The 17,274-nt window shown below is 45.2% G+C and carries 15 protein-coding genes; 11 read left to right on the top strand and 4 right to left on the bottom strand.

Going from position 1 to position 17,274, the window contains the following annotated elements:
- The first annotated feature begins 186 nt into the window (after positions 1 to 186).
- The gene (gene lysA / locus AAC855_RS17030; RefSeq protein ID WP_422824399.1) at positions 187 to 1,494 is read left to right on the top strand and encodes a diaminopimelate decarboxylase; all 1,308 of its coding nucleotides are present in this window, start codon (positions 187 to 189) and stop codon (positions 1,492 to 1,494) included.
- Positions 1,495 to 1,555: 61 nt separating this feature from the next.
- On the opposite strand, the gene fadE is transcribed toward lysA, so the two are convergent.
- Complete coding sequence (gene fadE, locus AAC855_RS17035; RefSeq protein WP_340611187.1) at positions 1,556 to 3,997, bottom strand: acyl-CoA dehydrogenase FadE; 2,442 nt, start codon at positions 3,995 to 3,997, stop codon at positions 1,556 to 1,558.
- 258 nt (positions 3,998 to 4,255) lie between these two features.
- On the opposite strand from fadE, the gene lpcA reads away from it, so the two are divergent.
- A complete protein-coding gene (gene lpcA / locus AAC855_RS17040; RefSeq protein ID WP_340611188.1) occupies positions 4,256 to 4,837 on the top strand; it encodes a D-sedoheptulose 7-phosphate isomerase in 582 nt (193 codons plus the stop codon).
- A 60-nt stretch (positions 4,838 to 4,897) separates the two neighbouring features.
- Positions 4,898 to 5,665 (top strand): class II glutamine amidotransferase, encoded by a 768-nt coding sequence (locus tag AAC855_RS17045; protein WP_340611189.1) that lies wholly within the window; start codon positions 4,898 to 4,900, stop codon positions 5,663 to 5,665.
- On the opposite strand, the gene AAC855_RS17050 is transcribed toward AAC855_RS17045, so the two are convergent.
- Positions 5,636 to 6,376, bottom strand: coding sequence for a L,D-transpeptidase family protein (locus tag AAC855_RS17050; RefSeq protein ID WP_340611190.1), 741 nt, complete (start codon positions 6,374 to 6,376; stop codon positions 5,636 to 5,638). The two genes, AAC855_RS17045 and AAC855_RS17050, sit on opposite strands and share 30 nt — an antisense overlap.
- 431 nt (positions 6,377 to 6,807) lie before the next feature.
- Here AAC855_RS17050 and AAC855_RS17055 point away from each other — a divergent pair, with 431 nt between their 5' ends.
- From AAC855_RS17055 to nqrM, 8 genes are all read left to right on the top strand, one after another.
- The gene (locus tag AAC855_RS17055) at positions 6,808 to 8,151 is read left to right on the top strand and encodes a Na(+)-translocating NADH-quinone reductase subunit A (protein WP_340611191.1); all 1,344 of its coding nucleotides are present in this window, start codon (positions 6,808 to 6,810) and stop codon (positions 8,149 to 8,151) included.
- A 3-nt stretch (positions 8,152 to 8,154) separates the two neighbouring features.
- Positions 8,155 to 9,393, top strand: a complete 1,239-nt coding sequence (locus AAC855_RS17060) for an NADH:ubiquinone reductase (Na(+)-transporting) subunit B (protein WP_340611192.1) — start codon at positions 8,155 to 8,157, stop codon at positions 9,391 to 9,393.
- Positions 9,386 to 10,180 (top strand): Na(+)-translocating NADH-quinone reductase subunit C, encoded by a 795-nt coding sequence (locus AAC855_RS17065; RefSeq protein ID WP_340611193.1) that lies wholly within the window; start codon positions 9,386 to 9,388, stop codon positions 10,178 to 10,180. The genes AAC855_RS17060 and AAC855_RS17065 overlap by 8 nt, the downstream gene beginning before the upstream one ends.
- On the top strand, positions 10,173 to 10,802 hold the full coding sequence (locus AAC855_RS17070; protein WP_099110775.1) for an NADH:ubiquinone reductase (Na(+)-transporting) subunit D: 630 nt from the start codon (positions 10,173 to 10,175) through the stop codon (positions 10,800 to 10,802). Before AAC855_RS17065 ends, AAC855_RS17070 begins: the two co-directional genes overlap by 8 nt.
- Before the next feature lie 8 nt (positions 10,803 to 10,810).
- A complete protein-coding gene (nqrE, locus tag AAC855_RS17075; RefSeq protein WP_099110774.1) occupies positions 10,811 to 11,407 on the top strand; it encodes an NADH:ubiquinone reductase (Na(+)-transporting) subunit E in 597 nt (198 codons plus the stop codon).
- A 15-nt stretch (positions 11,408 to 11,422) separates the two neighbouring features.
- A complete protein-coding gene (nqrF, locus tag AAC855_RS17080) occupies positions 11,423 to 12,649 on the top strand; it encodes an NADH:ubiquinone reductase (Na(+)-transporting) subunit F (RefSeq protein ID WP_340611194.1) in 1,227 nt (408 codons plus the stop codon).
- A 124-nt stretch (positions 12,650 to 12,773) separates the two neighbouring features.
- Complete coding sequence (locus AAC855_RS17085) at positions 12,774 to 13,823, top strand: FAD:protein FMN transferase (protein WP_340611195.1); 1,050 nt, start codon at positions 12,774 to 12,776, stop codon at positions 13,821 to 13,823.
- Between the two features lie 11 nt (positions 13,824 to 13,834).
- Positions 13,835 to 14,059, top strand: coding sequence for a (Na+)-NQR maturation NqrM (nqrM, locus tag AAC855_RS17090; RefSeq protein WP_099110771.1), 225 nt, complete (start codon positions 13,835 to 13,837; stop codon positions 14,057 to 14,059).
- Positions 14,060 to 14,149: 90 nt separating this feature from the next.
- Here nqrM and AAC855_RS17095 read toward each other — a convergent pair whose 3' ends face one another.
- The gene (locus AAC855_RS17095) at positions 14,150 to 14,665 is read right to left on the bottom strand and encodes a sigma-70 family RNA polymerase sigma factor (protein WP_340611196.1); all 516 of its coding nucleotides are present in this window, start codon (positions 14,663 to 14,665) and stop codon (positions 14,150 to 14,152) included.
- Positions 14,666 to 14,795: 130 nt separating this feature from the next.
- Positions 14,796 to 17,117, bottom strand: coding sequence for a TonB-dependent hemoglobin/transferrin/lactoferrin family receptor (locus AAC855_RS17100; protein ID WP_340611197.1), 2,322 nt, complete (start codon positions 17,115 to 17,117; stop codon positions 14,796 to 14,798).
- Positions 17,118 to 17,274 lie beyond the last annotated feature (157 nt).

The following is a 17,274-nucleotide window of genomic DNA, read 5'->3' on the forward strand; positions in this document are numbered from 1 at the left end:
TTATTTGACTTAACGTTGCGGCTGTTTCACGGAAAAATGCCTGATGTTGGATAATATATAACGACATGTTTAAAAATAAAGCAAAACGATATCAAAAATGAATAGCCTTTAGCAAAATAGATATTTTTCTTCCTGCCTTTTTGCTGTCAATAATGAAGTATCTGCTGATTTAGTGAGAACGCTTCAATGACAATACCCGCTATGGCTGTTAATTCAGGTACTGCCACTTCAGGCAATAAGTTGACGCCAGAAAACCTGCTTGCTTTGCCCGCAAATTACGGAACACCATTGTGGGTTTATGACAGTGATATCATTATCAGACAAATTGGGAAGTTAAAGCAGTTTGATGTAATCCGGTTTGCACAGAAAGCCTGTTCTAATACGCATATTCTGCGCTTGATGAGAGAGCAGGGTATTAAAGTGGATTCGGTATCACTGGGCGAAATTGAACGCGCTCTTCATGCCGGGTTTCAGCCCGGACGTGATAAATCTGAAATTGTGTTCACCGCCGATCTTATTGATGAAGAGACGCTGGAGCGTGTCATTGAACTAGATATTCCTGTCAATGCCGGTTCCATGGATATGCTGGAACAGATTGGTCAGCGTCAGCCTGCACATCCGGTTTGGCTGAGAATTAACCCCGGATTCGGGCATGGTCATAGCCAGAAGACAAATACTGGCGGTGAAAATAGCAAACATGGGATCTGGTTTCAGGATTTGCCTTTAGCTCTTGAGAAAATTCATCAATACAACCTGAATCTGGTCGGTCTGCATATGCATATTGGTTCCGGCGTTGACTACCAGCATCTTGCGAATGTTTGTAATGCGATGGTGGAACAGGTTGTATCGTGTGGAGTCGATATTCAGGCAATTTCAGCAGGCGGAGGGTTGTCCATTCCCTATAAAAACGGTGAGGAAGCCGTGGATACTTGCCATTATTACAATTTATGGCATGAAGCCCGTCAGCGTATTGAACAGCACTTGGGGCACCATATTAAGCTGGAGATTGAACCCGGTCGTTTTTTGGTTGCTGAAGCCGGGATTTTGATGGCAGAAGTGAGAGCAGTAAAGTCAATGGGAAGCCGTCATTATGTGTTGGCTGATGCCGGTTTTAATGATTTGATGCGCCCGGCGATGTACGGCAGTTATCACCATATTTCTGTTTTATCTGAGAGCTGTGACGGAACCCACAGTGATATTGGGGAAAACAGCAGTCGTTCTTGCTTGAAAGAAACATTGGTAGCAGGGCCATTATGTGAATCAGGAGATGTTTTTACCCAGCTGGAAGGAGGGGAAGTCATCCCGCGCATGCTACCTGATATTTCAGTCGGTGATTATCTGATTTTTCATGATACCGGTGCTTATGGTGCATCTATGTCTTCAAACTATAATAGCCGGCCTTTGATCCCGGAAGTACTGTTTGTTGAGGGGCAACCTCGTTTAATTCGTCGGCGACAGACAATACAGGAATTGTTATCACTGGAAGAAGTGTAAAAAAAAACGGGGCTGTGATGTGCCCCGCTTTGTTCTTATTACTTAATTGACTGTATCAGCATTAGGCTGCTTTGGTTTGTTTGTCCGCTTTTATTGTTGCATGAGGTATAGAGAATGCGTCTGCTTCAAATTCATCAACATTGATTGAACGCAGTCTGCTGGTTTCCGCTCGCTTCAGAATATCAGCTTCTTCTTTGGTGATCTTATTATCAGATAATGCTTTTTCAGCTAACTGATCCAGACGTGTAAAGCTCAGGTTTTTGCCTGCTTCGCGGCTCAGGCGAGCATGAATAGGCTCTGCGGCAATGATGTCATGCAGAGCTTCTTCCAGTAATCCATGAGGATTGTGCTCGCTTGGTGTCAGATACTGGCCACGACCAATCCGATCACGGGTTGCAGAAGGTGTTTGTAATATCTGAGCCAGTTTGTGATCCAGTTTATCCGTTGGAGCAGTGCGTGAACGACCCAGTGGGAAGACAATGCCTCGCATTAAACCCGCTACCAGACGGTTAGGGAAATTGCGCAGCAGATCATTTAGAGCCAGTTCCGCCTGATACAGAGCATCTTCTACCGCCCATTGTACCAGTGGTAAGTCTTCTTTCTGGCGTCCCTCATCTTCATAGCGTTTTAACGTCGCACTAGCCAGGAAGATTTGGCTCAGAATATCGCCCAGACGGGCTGAGATACGCTCACGGCGTTTCAGGCTGCCACCCAATACACCCATGGAAACATCAGACATCAGAGCAAGGTTGGCACTCAGACGATTGATGAGCTGATAGTAACGGCGGGTCGCATCATTAACAGGTGTGCTGCTTGTTCTGCCATTAGTGATACCTAACCAGAGGCTGCGCAGGGTATTGCTGGCAACATGCCCGAGGTGACCAAACAACGCTTTATCAAATGCTTTGACATCATTTTTTTCAGCCGCAGCTATTTCAGCCAGTACATAAGGATGGCAACGAATTGCGCCCTGACCAAAGATAATCATGCTACGGGTCAGGATATTCGCACCTTCGACGGTAATGGCGATAGGTGCGCCCTGATAAGCACGGGCTAAAAAGTTAGATGGGCCAAGACAGATACCTTTACCACCAGCAATATCCATAGCATCAATGACTGCACGCTGACCTCTGTGGGTACAGTGGTATTTCACGATGGCTGACAGAACAGCAGGTTTCTCGCCCAGCATAATGCCACTTGTGATCATCGTTGCGGCTGCATCCATCAGATAAGCGTTACCGGCAATGCGGGCCAGTGGCTCTTCAATACCTTCCATTTTACCGATAGGCAGTTTGAACTGACGGCGAATATAGGAGTAAGCTCCGGTAGCCATAGCTATACTTTTCAGACCGCCAGTTGCGTTAGATGGCAGAGTGATACCACGGCCAACTGACAGGCACTCAACCAGCATACGCCAACCTTGCCCCGCCATTTTCGGCCCACCAATAATATAATCGATAGGAACGAAAATATCCTGACCACGGGTCGGTCCATTCTGGAATGGGATATTCAGTGGGAAGTGGCGATGACCGATTTCAACACCCGGGGTATTGGTTGGGATAAGAGCACAGGTAATGCCCAGAGATTCAGTCTCACCCAGTAAATGGTCCGGGTCATACAATTTGAATGCCAGCCCCAGTACAGTCGCGATAGGTGCAAGAGTGATGTAGCGTTTATTCCAGTTCAGGCGCATACCAAGAACTTGTTCACCCTGCCATTCGCCCATACAGACGACACCGGTATCCGGAATTGCACCGGCATCAGAACCCGCTTCCGGGCTGGTCAGAGCAAAACAGGGGATTTCTTCACCACGGGCAAGACCGGGCAGGTAATGTTTTTTCTGCTCATCGGTACCATAGTGCTGTAATAATTCACCCGGGCCTAAGGAGTTAGGTACGCCGACAGTGATCGCCAGAATACCGGAGACACCAGACAGTTTTTGTAGCACTTGTGATTGGGCGTAGGCTGAGAATTCCAGACCGCCATACTCTTTCTTGATGATCATCGCAAAGAAGCGATGTTCTTTCAGGTAAGCCCAAAGTTCTGGAGGCAAGTCAGCTAATTCGTGGCTGATTTGGAAATCATTTGCCATACGGCAGGCTTCTTCCACAGGGCCATCAATGAATGCCTGTTCTTCAGCAGTGAGTTGGGGTTTCGGGTAATTGTGCAATTTTTTCCAGTCAGGATTGCCACGGAACAAATCACCTTCCCACCATGTTGTACCTGCATCAATGGCTTCTTTCTCTGTTCTGGACATGCTTGGCATAACTTTACGGAATGCTTTCAGGCCGGGAGCGGAGAATAAAGAGATTCGGGTCGGGGTGAAAACAAGAGGGAACAGGATAATAGCGAGTGGTAGCAGTAGCCAGTAGCTCCATAAGCCGGTAACACCCATAATGAATGTATAGGCAATAAGCAGCAGGCTGCTAACAGTCAGGCTGACTTTGCGGTAACAAAGCCCGCCAATCAAGGCTAAAAATAAGATGATACTGAGGACGGTCATAGTAAAACTCCTGTAAATCTCAGGTTGAGTTGTCAGAGGTCTGACCTGTTGTGATGTTCTTCTTTTTTAGATGAGGAAAAGACTTTTATCAATATATTTACATCTTAATTACAATCTAGCTCACAAAGTGATTGCCGTTTTTGCTGTGATAGTTTCATCGGAATGTAATGACATCTTCTTTCAGGAGGGGGAATCCGTTACACTCAATAACTGTTGTTGTTAATCCCGAAGACCTTTCCTTTCAGGAGTATGAGCCCCATGTATCAAGATCTGATCCGCAGTGAATTATCTGAAGCCGTAGAGACACTGACCAACTTCCTCAACGATAATGCCAATATTGATGCCATTCAAAAAGCGGCGGTTTTGTTGGCAGATTCATTTAAGGCGGGAGGAAAAGTACTTTCTTGCGGCAATGGCGGTTCACATTGTGATGCCATGCATTTTGCGGAAGAGTTGACAGGCCGTTATCGTGAAAACCGCCCGGGATACCCTGGTATCGCTATTTCTGATCCCAGCCATCTCTCCTGTGTGAGTAATGATTTTGGCTATGATTATGTGTTTTCCCGCTATCTTGAAGCTGTTGGTCAGCAAGGTGATGTGCTGCTCGGAATTTCAACCTCAGGTAATTCCGGTAATATTATTAAGGCAATTGAAGCTGCTCGTGCGAAAGGGATGAAAGTGATCACCCTGACCGGTAAAGATGGCGGCAAAATGGCAGGAACAGCGGATGTTGAAATTCGTGTGCCTCATTTTGGTTACGCGGATCGTATTCAGGAAATTCATATCAAAGTTATCCATATTTTGATTCAGTTAATTGAAAAAGAGATGGAAAAAGCTTGATTACACAGTGTTAACAGAAATCAGCGTTAACAGGAGTCAGGTTCGGTTTAGAGGTAGGCAATGTGTGAATTACTTGGCATGAGTGCCAATGTGCCAACGGATATCATTTTCAGTTTGAGTGGTCTGATCCAGCGAGGCGGGAATACAGGCCCTCACAGGGACGGCTGGGGAATTACTTTCTATGAAGGTCTTGGATATCGAGCCTTCAAAGATCACCAGCCCTGTTATCATTCTCCTGTTGCCCGTTTTATTCAGGGCTATCCGATTAAATCAGAGGCTATTATTGCCCATATTCGTCAGGCTAACCGTGGCAATGTATCCCTTGTGAATACTCATCCGTTTACCCGCGAATTATGGGGAAGATACTGGACTTATGCTCATAATGGCCAATTGAAAGGGCATCGTAACCTGAAAACGGGAAATTATCGTCCGGTTGGTGAAACTGACAGTGAATGGGCATTTTGCTGGATACTGCATCAGTTGTCGGTGAAATATCCTAAACGGCCTTCTAACTGGCCAGCGGTATTCCGTTTCATCGCATCACTGGCAGATGAGCTTCGGGAAAAAGGCGTTTTCAATATGCTGCTCTCTGACGGGCGATTTATGCTGGCTTATTGCTCGACACAATTACACTGGATTACCCGTCGTTCACCTTTTGGTAAAGCGAAATTGCTTGATCAGGATATTGAAATTGATTTTCAGGAACATACGCAACCTGATGATGTGGTATCCGTGATTGCAACTTTGCCTTTAACGCATAACGAAGACTGGCATAAAATTGAACCGGGAAGTTATGCATTATTTCACCTTGGTGAACGCATAGTCTGATGGAGTTGGGCTGGTAGGTTGAGTTACCTGATTTAAAACATATTGTCCTCTGATGACTTTAACAGTTGCAGGTGTGCTATGTTGAACGAAATATTCATAAGCAGGCTGCAACTGTTCCCAAAATGGGTAGTTGACGTTATTGTGATGGCGTCTCATATTTGATGACGTCATCCTGAAGGGGTAAATGTCAACTTTAATTTCTCGTTGTCCACGATGAAGCGCACTCTCTGCATATCGGTATATTTCATCCATATAAAGATTGGTCATGGCATAGCAGCCAATAGATTTACATGCACCATGGATCATTAAATTCTTGCCGGAATAACCCCGGTATTTATCAAATTGATTGGGAAACCCTATATTAATGGCTCGGTAGTAGCTGCTGTCGGGTTTTAACTGTTTCAGGCTGACATGGTAAAAACCTTCCGGGCTTTTTAAGTCCCCTTTCAGGGTCTTAGGGCCAAGCCCTCCGGAGTAATTACAGATAGGATATTGCCGGGTTAATTGATAATGGCCTGTGCTGTTTTTGGTGTAGAGTTCAAGTACTTTTTCTTCTTTGAATATTTGAATGAAGATATCAGAGCCGAGCTGTTTTAATGATGATTTTTCACTTAATTGTTTACTGCCTAATAACAAGTCCTGAGCCTGCGTAAATGCTGGTACACTAACGAGAAGCCAGCTAAGCGAAAAATAAAGAATATTTTTTTTCATAATATAACCACCTAAGAAGGTAATAACTTAATGACATCCTGCGATTGAGGTTATCATGTCGTGGCAATATGCTGAGTAAATATAACAACGATATTTTACACCCATAAAAGAACAGTCTGGTTAAAAAGCCCTCCGTAGTAGGGAAAAGTGATGATTGTGCTCGGCTTTATCGAGTAGTTAACGGTTCAGCAGAGAAATTATTCTTATTTGCTTGAGCTAAATCACTCGATTAGTCAGACAGCGTTTGGGGGAAATGTTAGAATCGTTGCTGGCGAAACTTAAGAGAATATTGTAACGATTATCGGCATGAATAACTTGAGATATATGCCGCTCAAGCTGTTTTTTATTACTGAAGTCGCTGCATCACCCCGCGGGAATACCACAGGGTGAGGTGTAGCATATGATTTAACTGATAAACTTGTGCAAATCTTATGATTAAAATTAAAAAAGGACTCGACCTCCCGATAGCAGGAGCGCCTGCCCAAGTTATAGAAGATGGTCCGACAATTCGCCATGTCGCTTTATTAGGCGAAGAATATGTTGGAATGCGTCCTTCTATGCTGGTTAAGGAAGGTGAGCATGTTAAAAAAGGGCAAATTCTTTTTGAAGATAAAAAGAATCCAGGGGTAGTATTTACCAGTCCCGCAAGTGGGAAAGTTGTCACCATCGGACGTGGAGAGCGCCGTGTACTGCAATCTGTTGTGATTGAGGTGAATGGTGACGAACAAATAACGTTTGATCGTTATGAGCGTACAGAACTTGCAGGGCTGACTCGTGAACAGGTAGAAAAAAACCTGCTTTCATCAGGAATGTGGACGGCATTACGTACACGTCCTTTCAGTCGTTCTCCTGTCCCAGGCTCCACACCAAAGGCAATCTTTGTGACGGCAATTGATACTCAGCCACTGGCGGCTGACCCGTCTGTTGTTATTGCAACACAAGAAGAGGCTTTTGTTGATGGTCTGAATGTTCTGTCAAAACTGACAGAAGGAAAAATCCACGTTTGCCACGGCGCGGGGAAAATTCCGGCATCGGGGAACAACCCTCAAATTACTTACAGCCAGTTTGTCGGGCCGCATCCGGCCGGATTGGTTGGCACACATATTCATTTTATTGAACCGGTCAGTGCTCAAAAAGCAGTATGGCATCTCGGGTATCAGGATGTTATTGCTATCGGTAAGCTATTCACCACCGGTGAACTGTACACTGATCGCGTCATTTCTCTGGCAGGGCCTCAGGTTAAAACACCGCGTCTGGTGCGTTCCCGTCTGGGGGTTGACTTGCTGGAACTGACTCACGGGCAGCTGAAAGAGGGTGAAAACCGTATTATTTCAGGTTCAGTACTGTGTGGCGCTAAATCAGATGAAGCTCATCATTATCTGGGTCGTTTCCACACTCTGGTATCTGTTCTGTCTGAAGGCCGTGAGAAAGAGTTGTTTGGCTGGATCGCTCCCGGTACGAATAAATTCTCCATTACCCGTACCACTATCGGTCATTTCCTGAAAAAGAAACGGTTTGCTTTCTCAACTTCCACAAATGGCGGAGACCGTTCCATGGTGCCAATCGGCAACTACGAGCGGGTAATGCCATTGGATATCATGGCTACTCACTTGCTTCGTGATCTGCTGGCTGGGGACACTGACGGTTCTCAGGCTCTGGGTTGTCTGGAGTTAGATGAAGAAGATTTGGCACTGTGTACTTATGTTTGCCCGGGTAAATATGAGTATGGTCCGGTACTGCGTGAAGTGCTGACTAAGATTGAGCAGGAAGGGTAATTCATGGGCCTGAAAAATTATTTTGAAAAAGTAGAACATCACTTTGAGGCCGGTGGCAAGCTGGAAAAATATTATCCTCTCTATGAGGCAGTGAGCACCGTCTTTTACACGCCGGGCACAGTGACAAAAGGGAAAACTCACGTTCGTGATGCCATCGATCTCAAGCGTATGATGATTCTGGTATGGATGTCTGTTTTTCCGGCGATGTTCTGGGGTATGTATAACGTCGGAAATCAGGCGATACCAGCCCTGACTCATCTATACAGCGGAGAGGCATTACAGCAGGTTCTGGCTTCAGACTGGCATTATATGCTGGCTCAGTATCTTGGTGCATCACTGACACCGGATGCAGGGTGGGGCAGCAAAATGCTGTTGGGCGCAACCTATTTCCTGCCAATTTATGCGGTTGTTTTTATTGTTGGTGGTTTTTGGGAAGTTTTATTTGCCATTATCCGCAAACATGAAATCAACGAAGGCTTTTTTGTCAGCTCTATTCTGTTCGCTCTGATTGTTCCGCCAACGCTGCCATTATGGCAGGCGGCACTGGGTATTACGTTTGGTGTTGTTGTCGCAAAAGAAATTTTTGGCGGAACCGGGCGTAACTTCCTTAACCCGGCACTGGCAGGCCGTGCTTTCCTGTTCTTTGCGTATCCTGCGCAAATTTCGGGTGATCTGGTCTGGACTGCGGCTGATGGTTTTTCCGGTGCAACTCCGCTGTCTCAGTGGGCGAATGCAGGCCAGCACGCTCTGATGAACACCATTTCAGGCCAGCCTGTAACATGGATGGATGCTTTCCTTGGTAACATCCCGGGCTCAGTGGGTGAAGTTTCCACTCTGATGATTTTCATCGGTGGTGCCATCATTCTGTTTGCCCGCATCGCTTCATGGCGCATTGTTGCCGGTGTTATGCTAGGTATGATTGCCATGTCTTATCTGTTCAATGCGATTGGTTCAGATACTAACCCGATGTTTGCTATGCCATGGTACTGGCACATGGTTCTGGGTGGTTTCGCATTTGGCATGATCTTTATGGCTACAGACCCGGTATCCGCTGCATTTACGGATAAAGGTAAATGGGCATACGGCATTCTGATCGGGGTCATGTGTATTCTGATCCGAGTTGTGAACCCAGCTTACCCAGAAGGGATGATGTTGGCGATTCTGTTCGCTAACCTGTTCGCGCCACTGTTCGATTATCTGGTCGTGCAGGCCAATATTAAGCGGAGAAAAGCCCGTGGCTAATGATAAACCAAAAAATAATGACAGCATCGGCAGAACGTTTCTCGTTGTTTTTGTGCTGTGCCTTGTATGTTCGATTGTCGTTGCTGGTTCAGCCGTAGGTTTGAAAGCGCAGCAGCAGGAGCAGAAACTGCTGGATAAGCAGCGCAATATTCTGGATGTTGCCGGTTTGCTGAAGCCAGACATGACAACAGCAGCAATTAAAGAAGTGTATGACAGCCGTATTCAACCTGAATTGCTTAATCTGAAAACGGCAACACTTGAAAAAAGTGATGGTAAGTTTGACCTGAATAATGCTTTGCGCAGTGATGAAACCAGTATCGCTTTATCATCGAAACAGGATTTGGCAAAAATCCGCCGTCGCGCTGATATGGCCGAAATCTATCTGGTCAAAGATGAGCAGGGTAAAACCACTGAGCTGGTATTGCCAATCTACGGTTCAGGTTTGTGGTCAATGATGTATGCGTTTATTTCTATTGATGTGGATGGCGTAACATCTCGCGGTATTACTTACTATTCTCACGGCGAAACGCCGGGTCTGGGTGGTGAAGTTGATAATCCACAATGGCGTAAGCAATGGGTTGGTAAAAAACTGTATAACCCGGAAGGTGCTCCGGCGATTAAAATCGTTCGTGGTGGAGCCGGTAATAATCCTTACGGTGTAGATGGTTTGTCCGGAGCGACTCTGACTTCCAACGGTGTTCAGCATATGTTTGATTTCTGGTTGGGTGATAACGGTTTTGGTCCGTTCCTGAAAAAAGTACGCGAGGGAGCCCTGAAAGATGGCTGATAGCAAAGAGATAAAACGCGTCCTGCTTGGGCCGTTGTTTGATAATAACCCGATAGCATTGCAGGTTTTGGGGGTATGTTCAGCATTGGCTGTAACAACCAAGCTGGAAACTGCGCTGGTAATGACGATTGCTGTAACACTGGTAACAGCATTCTCTAACTTCTTTATTTCATTGATTCGTAACTACATTCCGGGCAGTGTGCGAATCATCGTACAGATGGCGATCATCGCCTCGCTGGTTATTGTGGTAGACCAGATTTTACAGGCGTATGCCTATGAAATCTCAAAACAGTTATCTGTGTTTGTTGGCCTTATCATCACTAACTGTATCGTAATGGGCCGCGCAGAAGCCTATGCCATGAAAGCACCACCGGTGGAAAGTTTTATGGATGGTATCGGTAACGGTTTGGGCTACGGTGTCATTCTGTTGCTGGTGGGTTTTTTGCGCGAGCTGTTTGGCTCAGGAAAGCTGTTGGGCATTACAGTGATGGAATCCATCAAGAATGGCGGTTGGTATCAGCCTAATGGCTTGTTCCTGCTGGCACCAAGTGCATTCTTCATCATTGGTATGCTGATTTGGGGTCTGCGGACTCTGAAGCCTGAGCAGGTTGATAAGGAGTAACAGGCAACATGGAACATTATATTAGTTTGTTTGTCCGTGCCGTCTTTATCGAGAATATGGCGTTATCCTTCTTTCTCGGTATGTGTACTTTTCTGGCGGTATCCAAAAACGTAAAAACCGCGTTTGGTTTGGGCGTTGCCGTCACGGTTGTTCTGGGGATTTCGGTTCCTGCCAACAACCTTGTTTACAATCTGGTACTTCGTGATGGTGCGCTGATTGATGGCGTTGACCTGAGTTTCCTGAATTTCATTACCTTTATCGGTGTGATTGCCGCACTGGTACAGATACTGGAAATGATCCTCGACCGCTACGTTCCTGCCCTTTACAACGCATTAGGGATTTTCCTGCCGTTGATTACGGTAAACTGTGCGATTTTTGGTGGTGTTTCTTTCATGGCCCAGCGCGACTATAACTTCAGCGAATCCATCGTATATGGTTTCGGTTCAGGTATGGGCTGGATGCTGGCGATTGTCCTGATGGCCGCAATCCGTGAAAAAATGAAATATGCGGATGTTCCGGCAGGTTTGAAAGGACTGGGGATCACCTTTATTACCACCGGGCTGATGGCATTGGGCTTTATGTCCTTCTCCGGCGTGCAGCTCTAAAGGCGGGAAGAATTCATGGATATAATCATTCTAGGCGTAGTAATGTTTACCCTGATTGTGTTGGCACTGACAGCAATGATTTTGTTTGCAAAATCGAAGCTGGTGAACACCGGGGATATTAAAGTTGAAGTCAACGGCGATGAGGATAAAAGCTTTACTGCTCCTGCCGGTGACAAGTTATTGGGTATGCTGGCTAATCAGGGGATTTTCGTTTCCTCCGCTTGTGGTGGCGGCGGCTCTTGTGGTCAGTGCCGTGTAAAAATCAAGGACGGTGGCGGTGACATCCTGCCTACCGAACTGTCTCACATTAACAAGCGCGAAGCGAAAGAAGGCTGCCGTCTGGCATGTCAGGTTAATGTTAAGCAAGACCTGAAAATTGAATTGCCGGAAGAAATATTCGGCGTTAAAAAATGGGAATGTGAAGTTATCTCTAACGATAATAAAGCGACTTTCATTAAGGAATTGAAACTGAAAATTCCTGATGGGGAAGTTGTACCATTCCGTGCGGGTGGTTACATTCAGATAGAATGTCCTCCACATGTTGCCCGCTATTCTGATTTTGATGTACCGGATGAGTACCGCGAAGACTGGGATAAATTTAACCTGTTCCGCTATGTTTCTGAAGTGACTGAACCAACTGTTCGTGCCTATTCTATGGCGAACTATCCGGAAGAACACGGCGTCATTATGCTGAACGTGCGTATCGCAACGCCACCACCAAGAAACCCTGATGTAGTACCGGGTATCATGTCTTCCTATATCTGGTCACTGAAAGCGGGTGATAAAGTCACGATTTCCGGCCCATTCGGTGAATTCTTCGCGAAAGATACTGATGCAGAGATGGTCTTTATCGGTGGTGGTGCAGGTATGGCACCTATGCGTTCGCATATCTTTGATCAGCTGAGAAGACTGAGCTCCAAGCGTAAGATCACTTTCTGGTATGGTGCTCGTTCTAAGCGCGAAATGTTCTATACCGAAGATTTTGACCAGTTAGCGGCAGAGAATGAGAACTTCACATGGCACGTGGCATTGTCTGATGCGCTGCCGGAAGATAACTGGGATGGTTACACAGGCTTTATCCACAATGTCCTGTATGAAAACTATCTGAAAGACCATCCAGCACCGGAAGATTGTGAATTCTATATGTGTGGGCCTCCGGTGATGAACGCAGCAGTCATTAAGATGCTGAAAGATCTTGGTGTAGAAGATGAAAACATCCTGCTGGATGATTTCGGTGGCTGATGATTTGAATCAGGCCATGATATATATCCCCACAATGGCAGTAAATTGTGCGGGTATATAACACTTTGATTTAACGATAAGCGCCCACATTTTGTGGGCGCTGACGATTCAGAAAGAGTAAGTTATGTTGAATAAAAAAATTATCAACTGGGGTGTAATGCTGCTGATGGCTGTGTTGTTGTCAGCATGTGGTGGCCCTGAACAGCAGAATCTGAGTGGGCAAACGATGGGGACTTATTACTCCGTCAAATATGTTGCTGATTCATCAGTTCCCTCTCCGGAAAACATGCAAAAAGAGATTGATCGTTTACTGGAAGAAGTAAACGACCAGATGTCCACTTACCGGCCAAATTCTGAATTGAGTCGTTTTAATCAAAGCCGTGAGGTAAATACGCCTTTTCCGGTATCGGCAGCCACTGCCAAGGTTGTTAAAGAAGCTATCCGCATTAATAAGCTGACGGATGGTGCGCTGGATGTCACTGTCGGGCCATTAGTGAATCTGTGGGGTTTCGGGCCGGAAGGGCGCGTAACGAAGGCACCAACAGAGGATGAGCTGGCAACACGTCGTGCATGGATAGGTATCGATAAGCTATCTGTTGAAGGTAATAATCTGATTAAATCCATTCCTGAGTTGTATGTTGATCTTTCTTCCATTGCCAAAGGCTATGGCGTTGATGTCGTGGCAGAATATCTGGCTTCTCAGAATATCGGTAATTACATGGTTGATATTGGTGGTGAAGTCCGCACATCCGGTAATAATGGAAAAGGGACACCTTGGCGGATTGCAATTGAAAAACCCTCCGATAGCGGCATGACGCAAAGTGCTCAGGAAATTATTGCGCCGGGGAATATGGCTGTAGCAACATCAGGTGATTATCGTAACTATTTTGAACAGAATGGCGTACGTTATTCTCACACGATTAACCCTAAAACAGGCCGACCTATTGCACACAATCTGGTTTCAATCACGGTTATTGCTCCGAGCTGTATGAGTGCCGATGGTTTTTCTACCGGAATAGATGTACTGGGACCGGAAAAGGGAATGGAAATGGCTGAGAAGCTGAACATTCCGGTCTTTATGATTGTCAAAACTAAAGATGGTTTTGAAGAGCGTTATAGCCCGGCTTTTAAGCGCTATTTACAACAGAAAGACGATTTACAACAGAAGAAATAAGAGGGAAGGTTATGGAAGTCTTTATCGCAGCCTTTATCTTTTTCCTGCTGGCCTTTGCGGGAATGGCGTTAGGTTATATTTTTAAACGCAAAAGCATTCAGGGGAGTTGCGGCGGTTTGGGAAGCATTGGTGTTGAGAAAGTTTGTGATTGCCCTGAACCCTGTGATGCCCGTAAAAAGCGCGAAGCAAGAGAAGCTGCTCGCCTTGCTCAGTTAGAGAAAAACCGCATTCTTTGATGTACTTTCGTTTTTCAAATTAATTGAGAAATGGAATTTGAAGTAATTTGAAATAGCCCGCTGCCAGAAAAAGCAGCGGGTTTTATTTTTTTATAGTGTATTAAGAGGGTGACACCGTTTATGAGCCTGCTGTAAGTAACTTTTTACCGAACTCATGGAGATCCCAAGATCTTTTGCTACTTCTTTATAGTGCATCCCTTGCAACTGAGTCAGCAGAAATGCCTGCCTGACTTTTATTGGTAGCTTATCAAGCGTGCTGTCTATCCTTTCTAATTGCTCCAGCAGTACAAGCTGGTGTTCTGTTGGATAGGAGGTGTTTTTCGGCACGGTACTGATATAGTCCAAATAATTCTCTTCGAGCTTTTTCCGGCGGTAATAATTAGCGATAGTTCTGCGGGCGATGGTAATTAAAAACGCTTTGGGATAACGGATCTCAGCCATATCCGGATATTGCATCAATTTGATAAAAACATCATGGGTGAGATCTTCTGCATGGTTGAGACTGGCACAGTTCTGTTTGATCCAGCTCAACAGCCATTCGTGATATTCGTTATAAAGCTGACGGGCTAGTTCATTGTGTCCGAATGTGCTTTTTTGCACAGCCATGTGATATTGCCTGAATGAATAAATTTGATAATGATTATTATTTTTATTTATTGATGGAAGTCAATAGCAGATTGTATTAATAACCCTCTTAAAAATTAAGAGGGTATATTGCATGAGGGTTTAATACTAGTCAGAACTGCTGTGAAATACTGAGTTTATAGTTGCGGCCAATACCTGCACCAGCTTCTCCTAAGTACGAGCGGTAATCACGGTTGAACAGATTATCGACAGTAATGCGCGCTTCAAAACCTTGTATGAAATGTGGCTGCCAGCTGGCAAACAAGCCGTGTAGGGCATAACCTGCGGTTTTTGCCAGTGACCACTCTTTCGCTTTTGGATCGCCATCTGCAGGTGAACGGTCTTGTTTGCGGATGAAGTCGCCTTTCCAGCCCATCTTCATTTGTAAGAGTGGTATTTTAAACCCGAGCGTAGAGCGCAATGAAGTTGGAGGTATTTGATCCCACCATGTTTTATGTCCTATCCATGGGTCGCGCGGTGAAGTATCGCGCTGTCCACGCATAGTGGAGTAAGATAATTTACCAAACAGGGTCTGGCTATCGTAGAAAGTTTCTATTTCTAGTCCTTCTATGGTATAGCCGGGTAGATTGCGATGATTCGCTAATGGCTTTCCACATGTATCACGTAAACCATTTTTGCCGTGTTCTTCACAATAAATTCCACGTCTTTTGAAAATTTCATCTTTTCCCCGATTACGGAATAGCGTAGTACGGATTTGTAAGCTGTCATTCTCAAGCATCAGATTATCGTAATCAAGTATGGCCCCAAGTCGTATCCCGGTCATTTTTTCAGTATCTAGGTTGCGGCTGGAACCAGGGACGCTGGAGTCATTTGATTGAACTTCATACTGCTCATCTACTAGTGGTGCTCTCCATGTGTGGCTGATATCTGCAAACAGTGAGAGATTCTGATTGGTTTTCCACATTAAGCCCAGATGAGGTGTCCAGCCAGCATAAGTGACACTGCTGTAGTCATGGTTGGCTTCAGGGGATTTATTGTTAAAACGTGGAGCCTTATTCTCTTCGCCTGTATTTTTCACATGATCGTAGCGCACCCCCGGTGTCACTGTGATGTCCCCCAGTTTCAGAGAGTCTTGCATATACAGGCTGTAGGTATGCTGAGTACCTGCTGGCATATAGTACGGCTGATAATAGCCGTAATTATATTCAGCATTTTCTTGTATATTTTTACTTTTGCTTTTATTGAACATTAACACGTTGCGTTGATTTTTATGCCATTTGGCTCCAATCATTAGCTCATGTTCAATATTTCCGGTTGAGAATATGCTTTTATTATTGATATCAGAGAGAATATCTGTGTAATCAACCCAGCTTTTCTGTCCCATAGAAGAGGCATAATTACCGGAGACATCTGCCGGACGGCGATCATTTTGTTTAGTCTTCGAATAGGTGTTAGTTAGCGTCAGATTCAGCCAAAGGTTTTCTTCCGGTGCAATATTCCATTTGACGCTATAATTTTGATCTGTCTGATCACGAAAGACCAGTTTTCTTTGCCATGCACCATCCCAGCCATATTTTTCTACTTCCCATTCTGACGGAACATTCATTTTATCCCGCTTCGCCGCCCATGGTTTCCAACCATCCGACTCGGTACGCATAGCCGATAAACTAATAGTATTTGAATCATTAGGATAGAAATTGGTTTTCAATAAATAGGAAGTTTGGTTGTTTTGTGAAAACTCAAAACGTGTCCCATCGGGGCGCTTGATATTATGGCCATCACGTTTACTGAAATACAGCAAGCCATCCGCGTAGCCATACGGATCTCTGCCATATAAAGCAGCACTATTGATCCATTGTCTGTCATTGGTATGGAAGCTTTGCTTAATAAAACCACCCCAATCCTCATCAGGGCGCAATAAATCGCTGGCATCTTTGGTTACAACTTTAATCGAGCCACCAAATCCACCATTGCCGTTCAATATATTGTGTGGCCCTTTATCCACATCAATGCGTTTGATTAACTCCGGCTCAATGAAGATAGATCCCTGACGATATTTCTCAAATCCTTTTGGGGCATCATCCAGTGTCACTTTGACATCTTCTTGCTCCCCCATTCCCCAGATATTTAATGTCTGTCCTCCGGGGCGTACTGAACCGGACATCGAAACGCCGGGGAGCTGCCCGAGCAGCTCAGCAATATTATCCGCCTGAGTACGGTCAATATCTTCCTTTTTGAGCGCTGAACTACCCGCACTGGTACTGTTACGAGTGCTTCCCACAACAGAAAGTGTTGATAACTGCATCACCTCATTTTTCTTTTCTGGCTTTTGGTCAGAAGGATTTTCAGTCGCCGAAACTGAGCCGGAAAATGCGGTTCCCAGCACCAGAGTGCCAGAAAATGTTCCGTTTAAAATTTTTCGGATAAAAGTTGCGATTGGGCGTTTTCCTAAATTTTGACTATTATTTGCCATAAATTTCCCGAAATATGTCTGTATGAAATATTGCATTGCTATAAGTCACCTAAGAGAGCAAATCGGGCAGATAAAAATGAGAATTATTTTTATCGGCAAGGTTTACGACAAAGAGCTTATGGATGTTATGGCATAGAAAGCCAGTACACTCATTTGC

It is taken from the genome of Xenorhabdus bharatensis (assembly GCF_037996705.1).
Classification (GTDB): domain Bacteria; phylum Pseudomonadota; class Gammaproteobacteria; order Enterobacterales; family Enterobacteriaceae; genus Xenorhabdus; species Xenorhabdus bharatensis.

Excerpts from the sequence above, each read along its gene's own strand:
- lysA (WP_422824399.1), top strand. The coding sequence starts at position 187 with ATGACAATACCCGCTATGGCTGTTAATTCAGGTACTGCCACTTCAGGC.
- fadE (WP_340611187.1), bottom strand. The coding sequence starts at position 3,997 with ATGACCGTCCTCAGTATCATCTTATTTTTAGCCTTGATTGGCGGGCTT.
- lpcA (WP_340611188.1), top strand. The coding sequence starts at position 4,256 with ATGTATCAAGATCTGATCCGCAGTGAATTATCTGAAGCCGTAGAGACA.
- AAC855_RS17045 (WP_340611189.1), top strand. The coding sequence starts at position 4,898 with ATGTGTGAATTACTTGGCATGAGTGCCAATGTGCCAACGGATATCATT.
- AAC855_RS17050 (WP_340611190.1), bottom strand. The coding sequence starts at position 6,376 with ATGAAAAAAAATATTCTTTATTTTTCGCTTAGCTGGCTTCTCGTTAGT.
- AAC855_RS17055 (WP_340611191.1), top strand. The coding sequence starts at position 6,808 with ATGATTAAAATTAAAAAAGGACTCGACCTCCCGATAGCAGGAGCGCCT.
- AAC855_RS17060 (WP_340611192.1), top strand. The coding sequence starts at position 8,155 with ATGGGCCTGAAAAATTATTTTGAAAAAGTAGAACATCACTTTGAGGCC.
- AAC855_RS17070 (WP_099110775.1), top strand. The coding sequence starts at position 10,173 with ATGGCTGATAGCAAAGAGATAAAACGCGTCCTGCTTGGGCCGTTGTTT.
- nqrE (WP_099110774.1), top strand. The coding sequence starts at position 10,811 with ATGGAACATTATATTAGTTTGTTTGTCCGTGCCGTCTTTATCGAGAAT.
- nqrF (WP_340611194.1), top strand. The coding sequence starts at position 11,423 with ATGGATATAATCATTCTAGGCGTAGTAATGTTTACCCTGATTGTGTTG.
- AAC855_RS17085 (WP_340611195.1), top strand. The coding sequence starts at position 12,774 with ATGTTGAATAAAAAAATTATCAACTGGGGTGTAATGCTGCTGATGGCT.
- nqrM (WP_099110771.1), top strand. The coding sequence starts at position 13,835 with ATGGAAGTCTTTATCGCAGCCTTTATCTTTTTCCTGCTGGCCTTTGCG.
- AAC855_RS17095 (WP_340611196.1), bottom strand. The coding sequence starts at position 14,665 with ATGGCTGTGCAAAAAAGCACATTCGGACACAATGAACTAGCCCGTCAG.
- AAC855_RS17100 (WP_340611197.1), bottom strand. The coding sequence starts at position 17,117 with ATGGCAAATAATAGTCAAAATTTAGGAAAACGCCCAATCGCAACTTTT.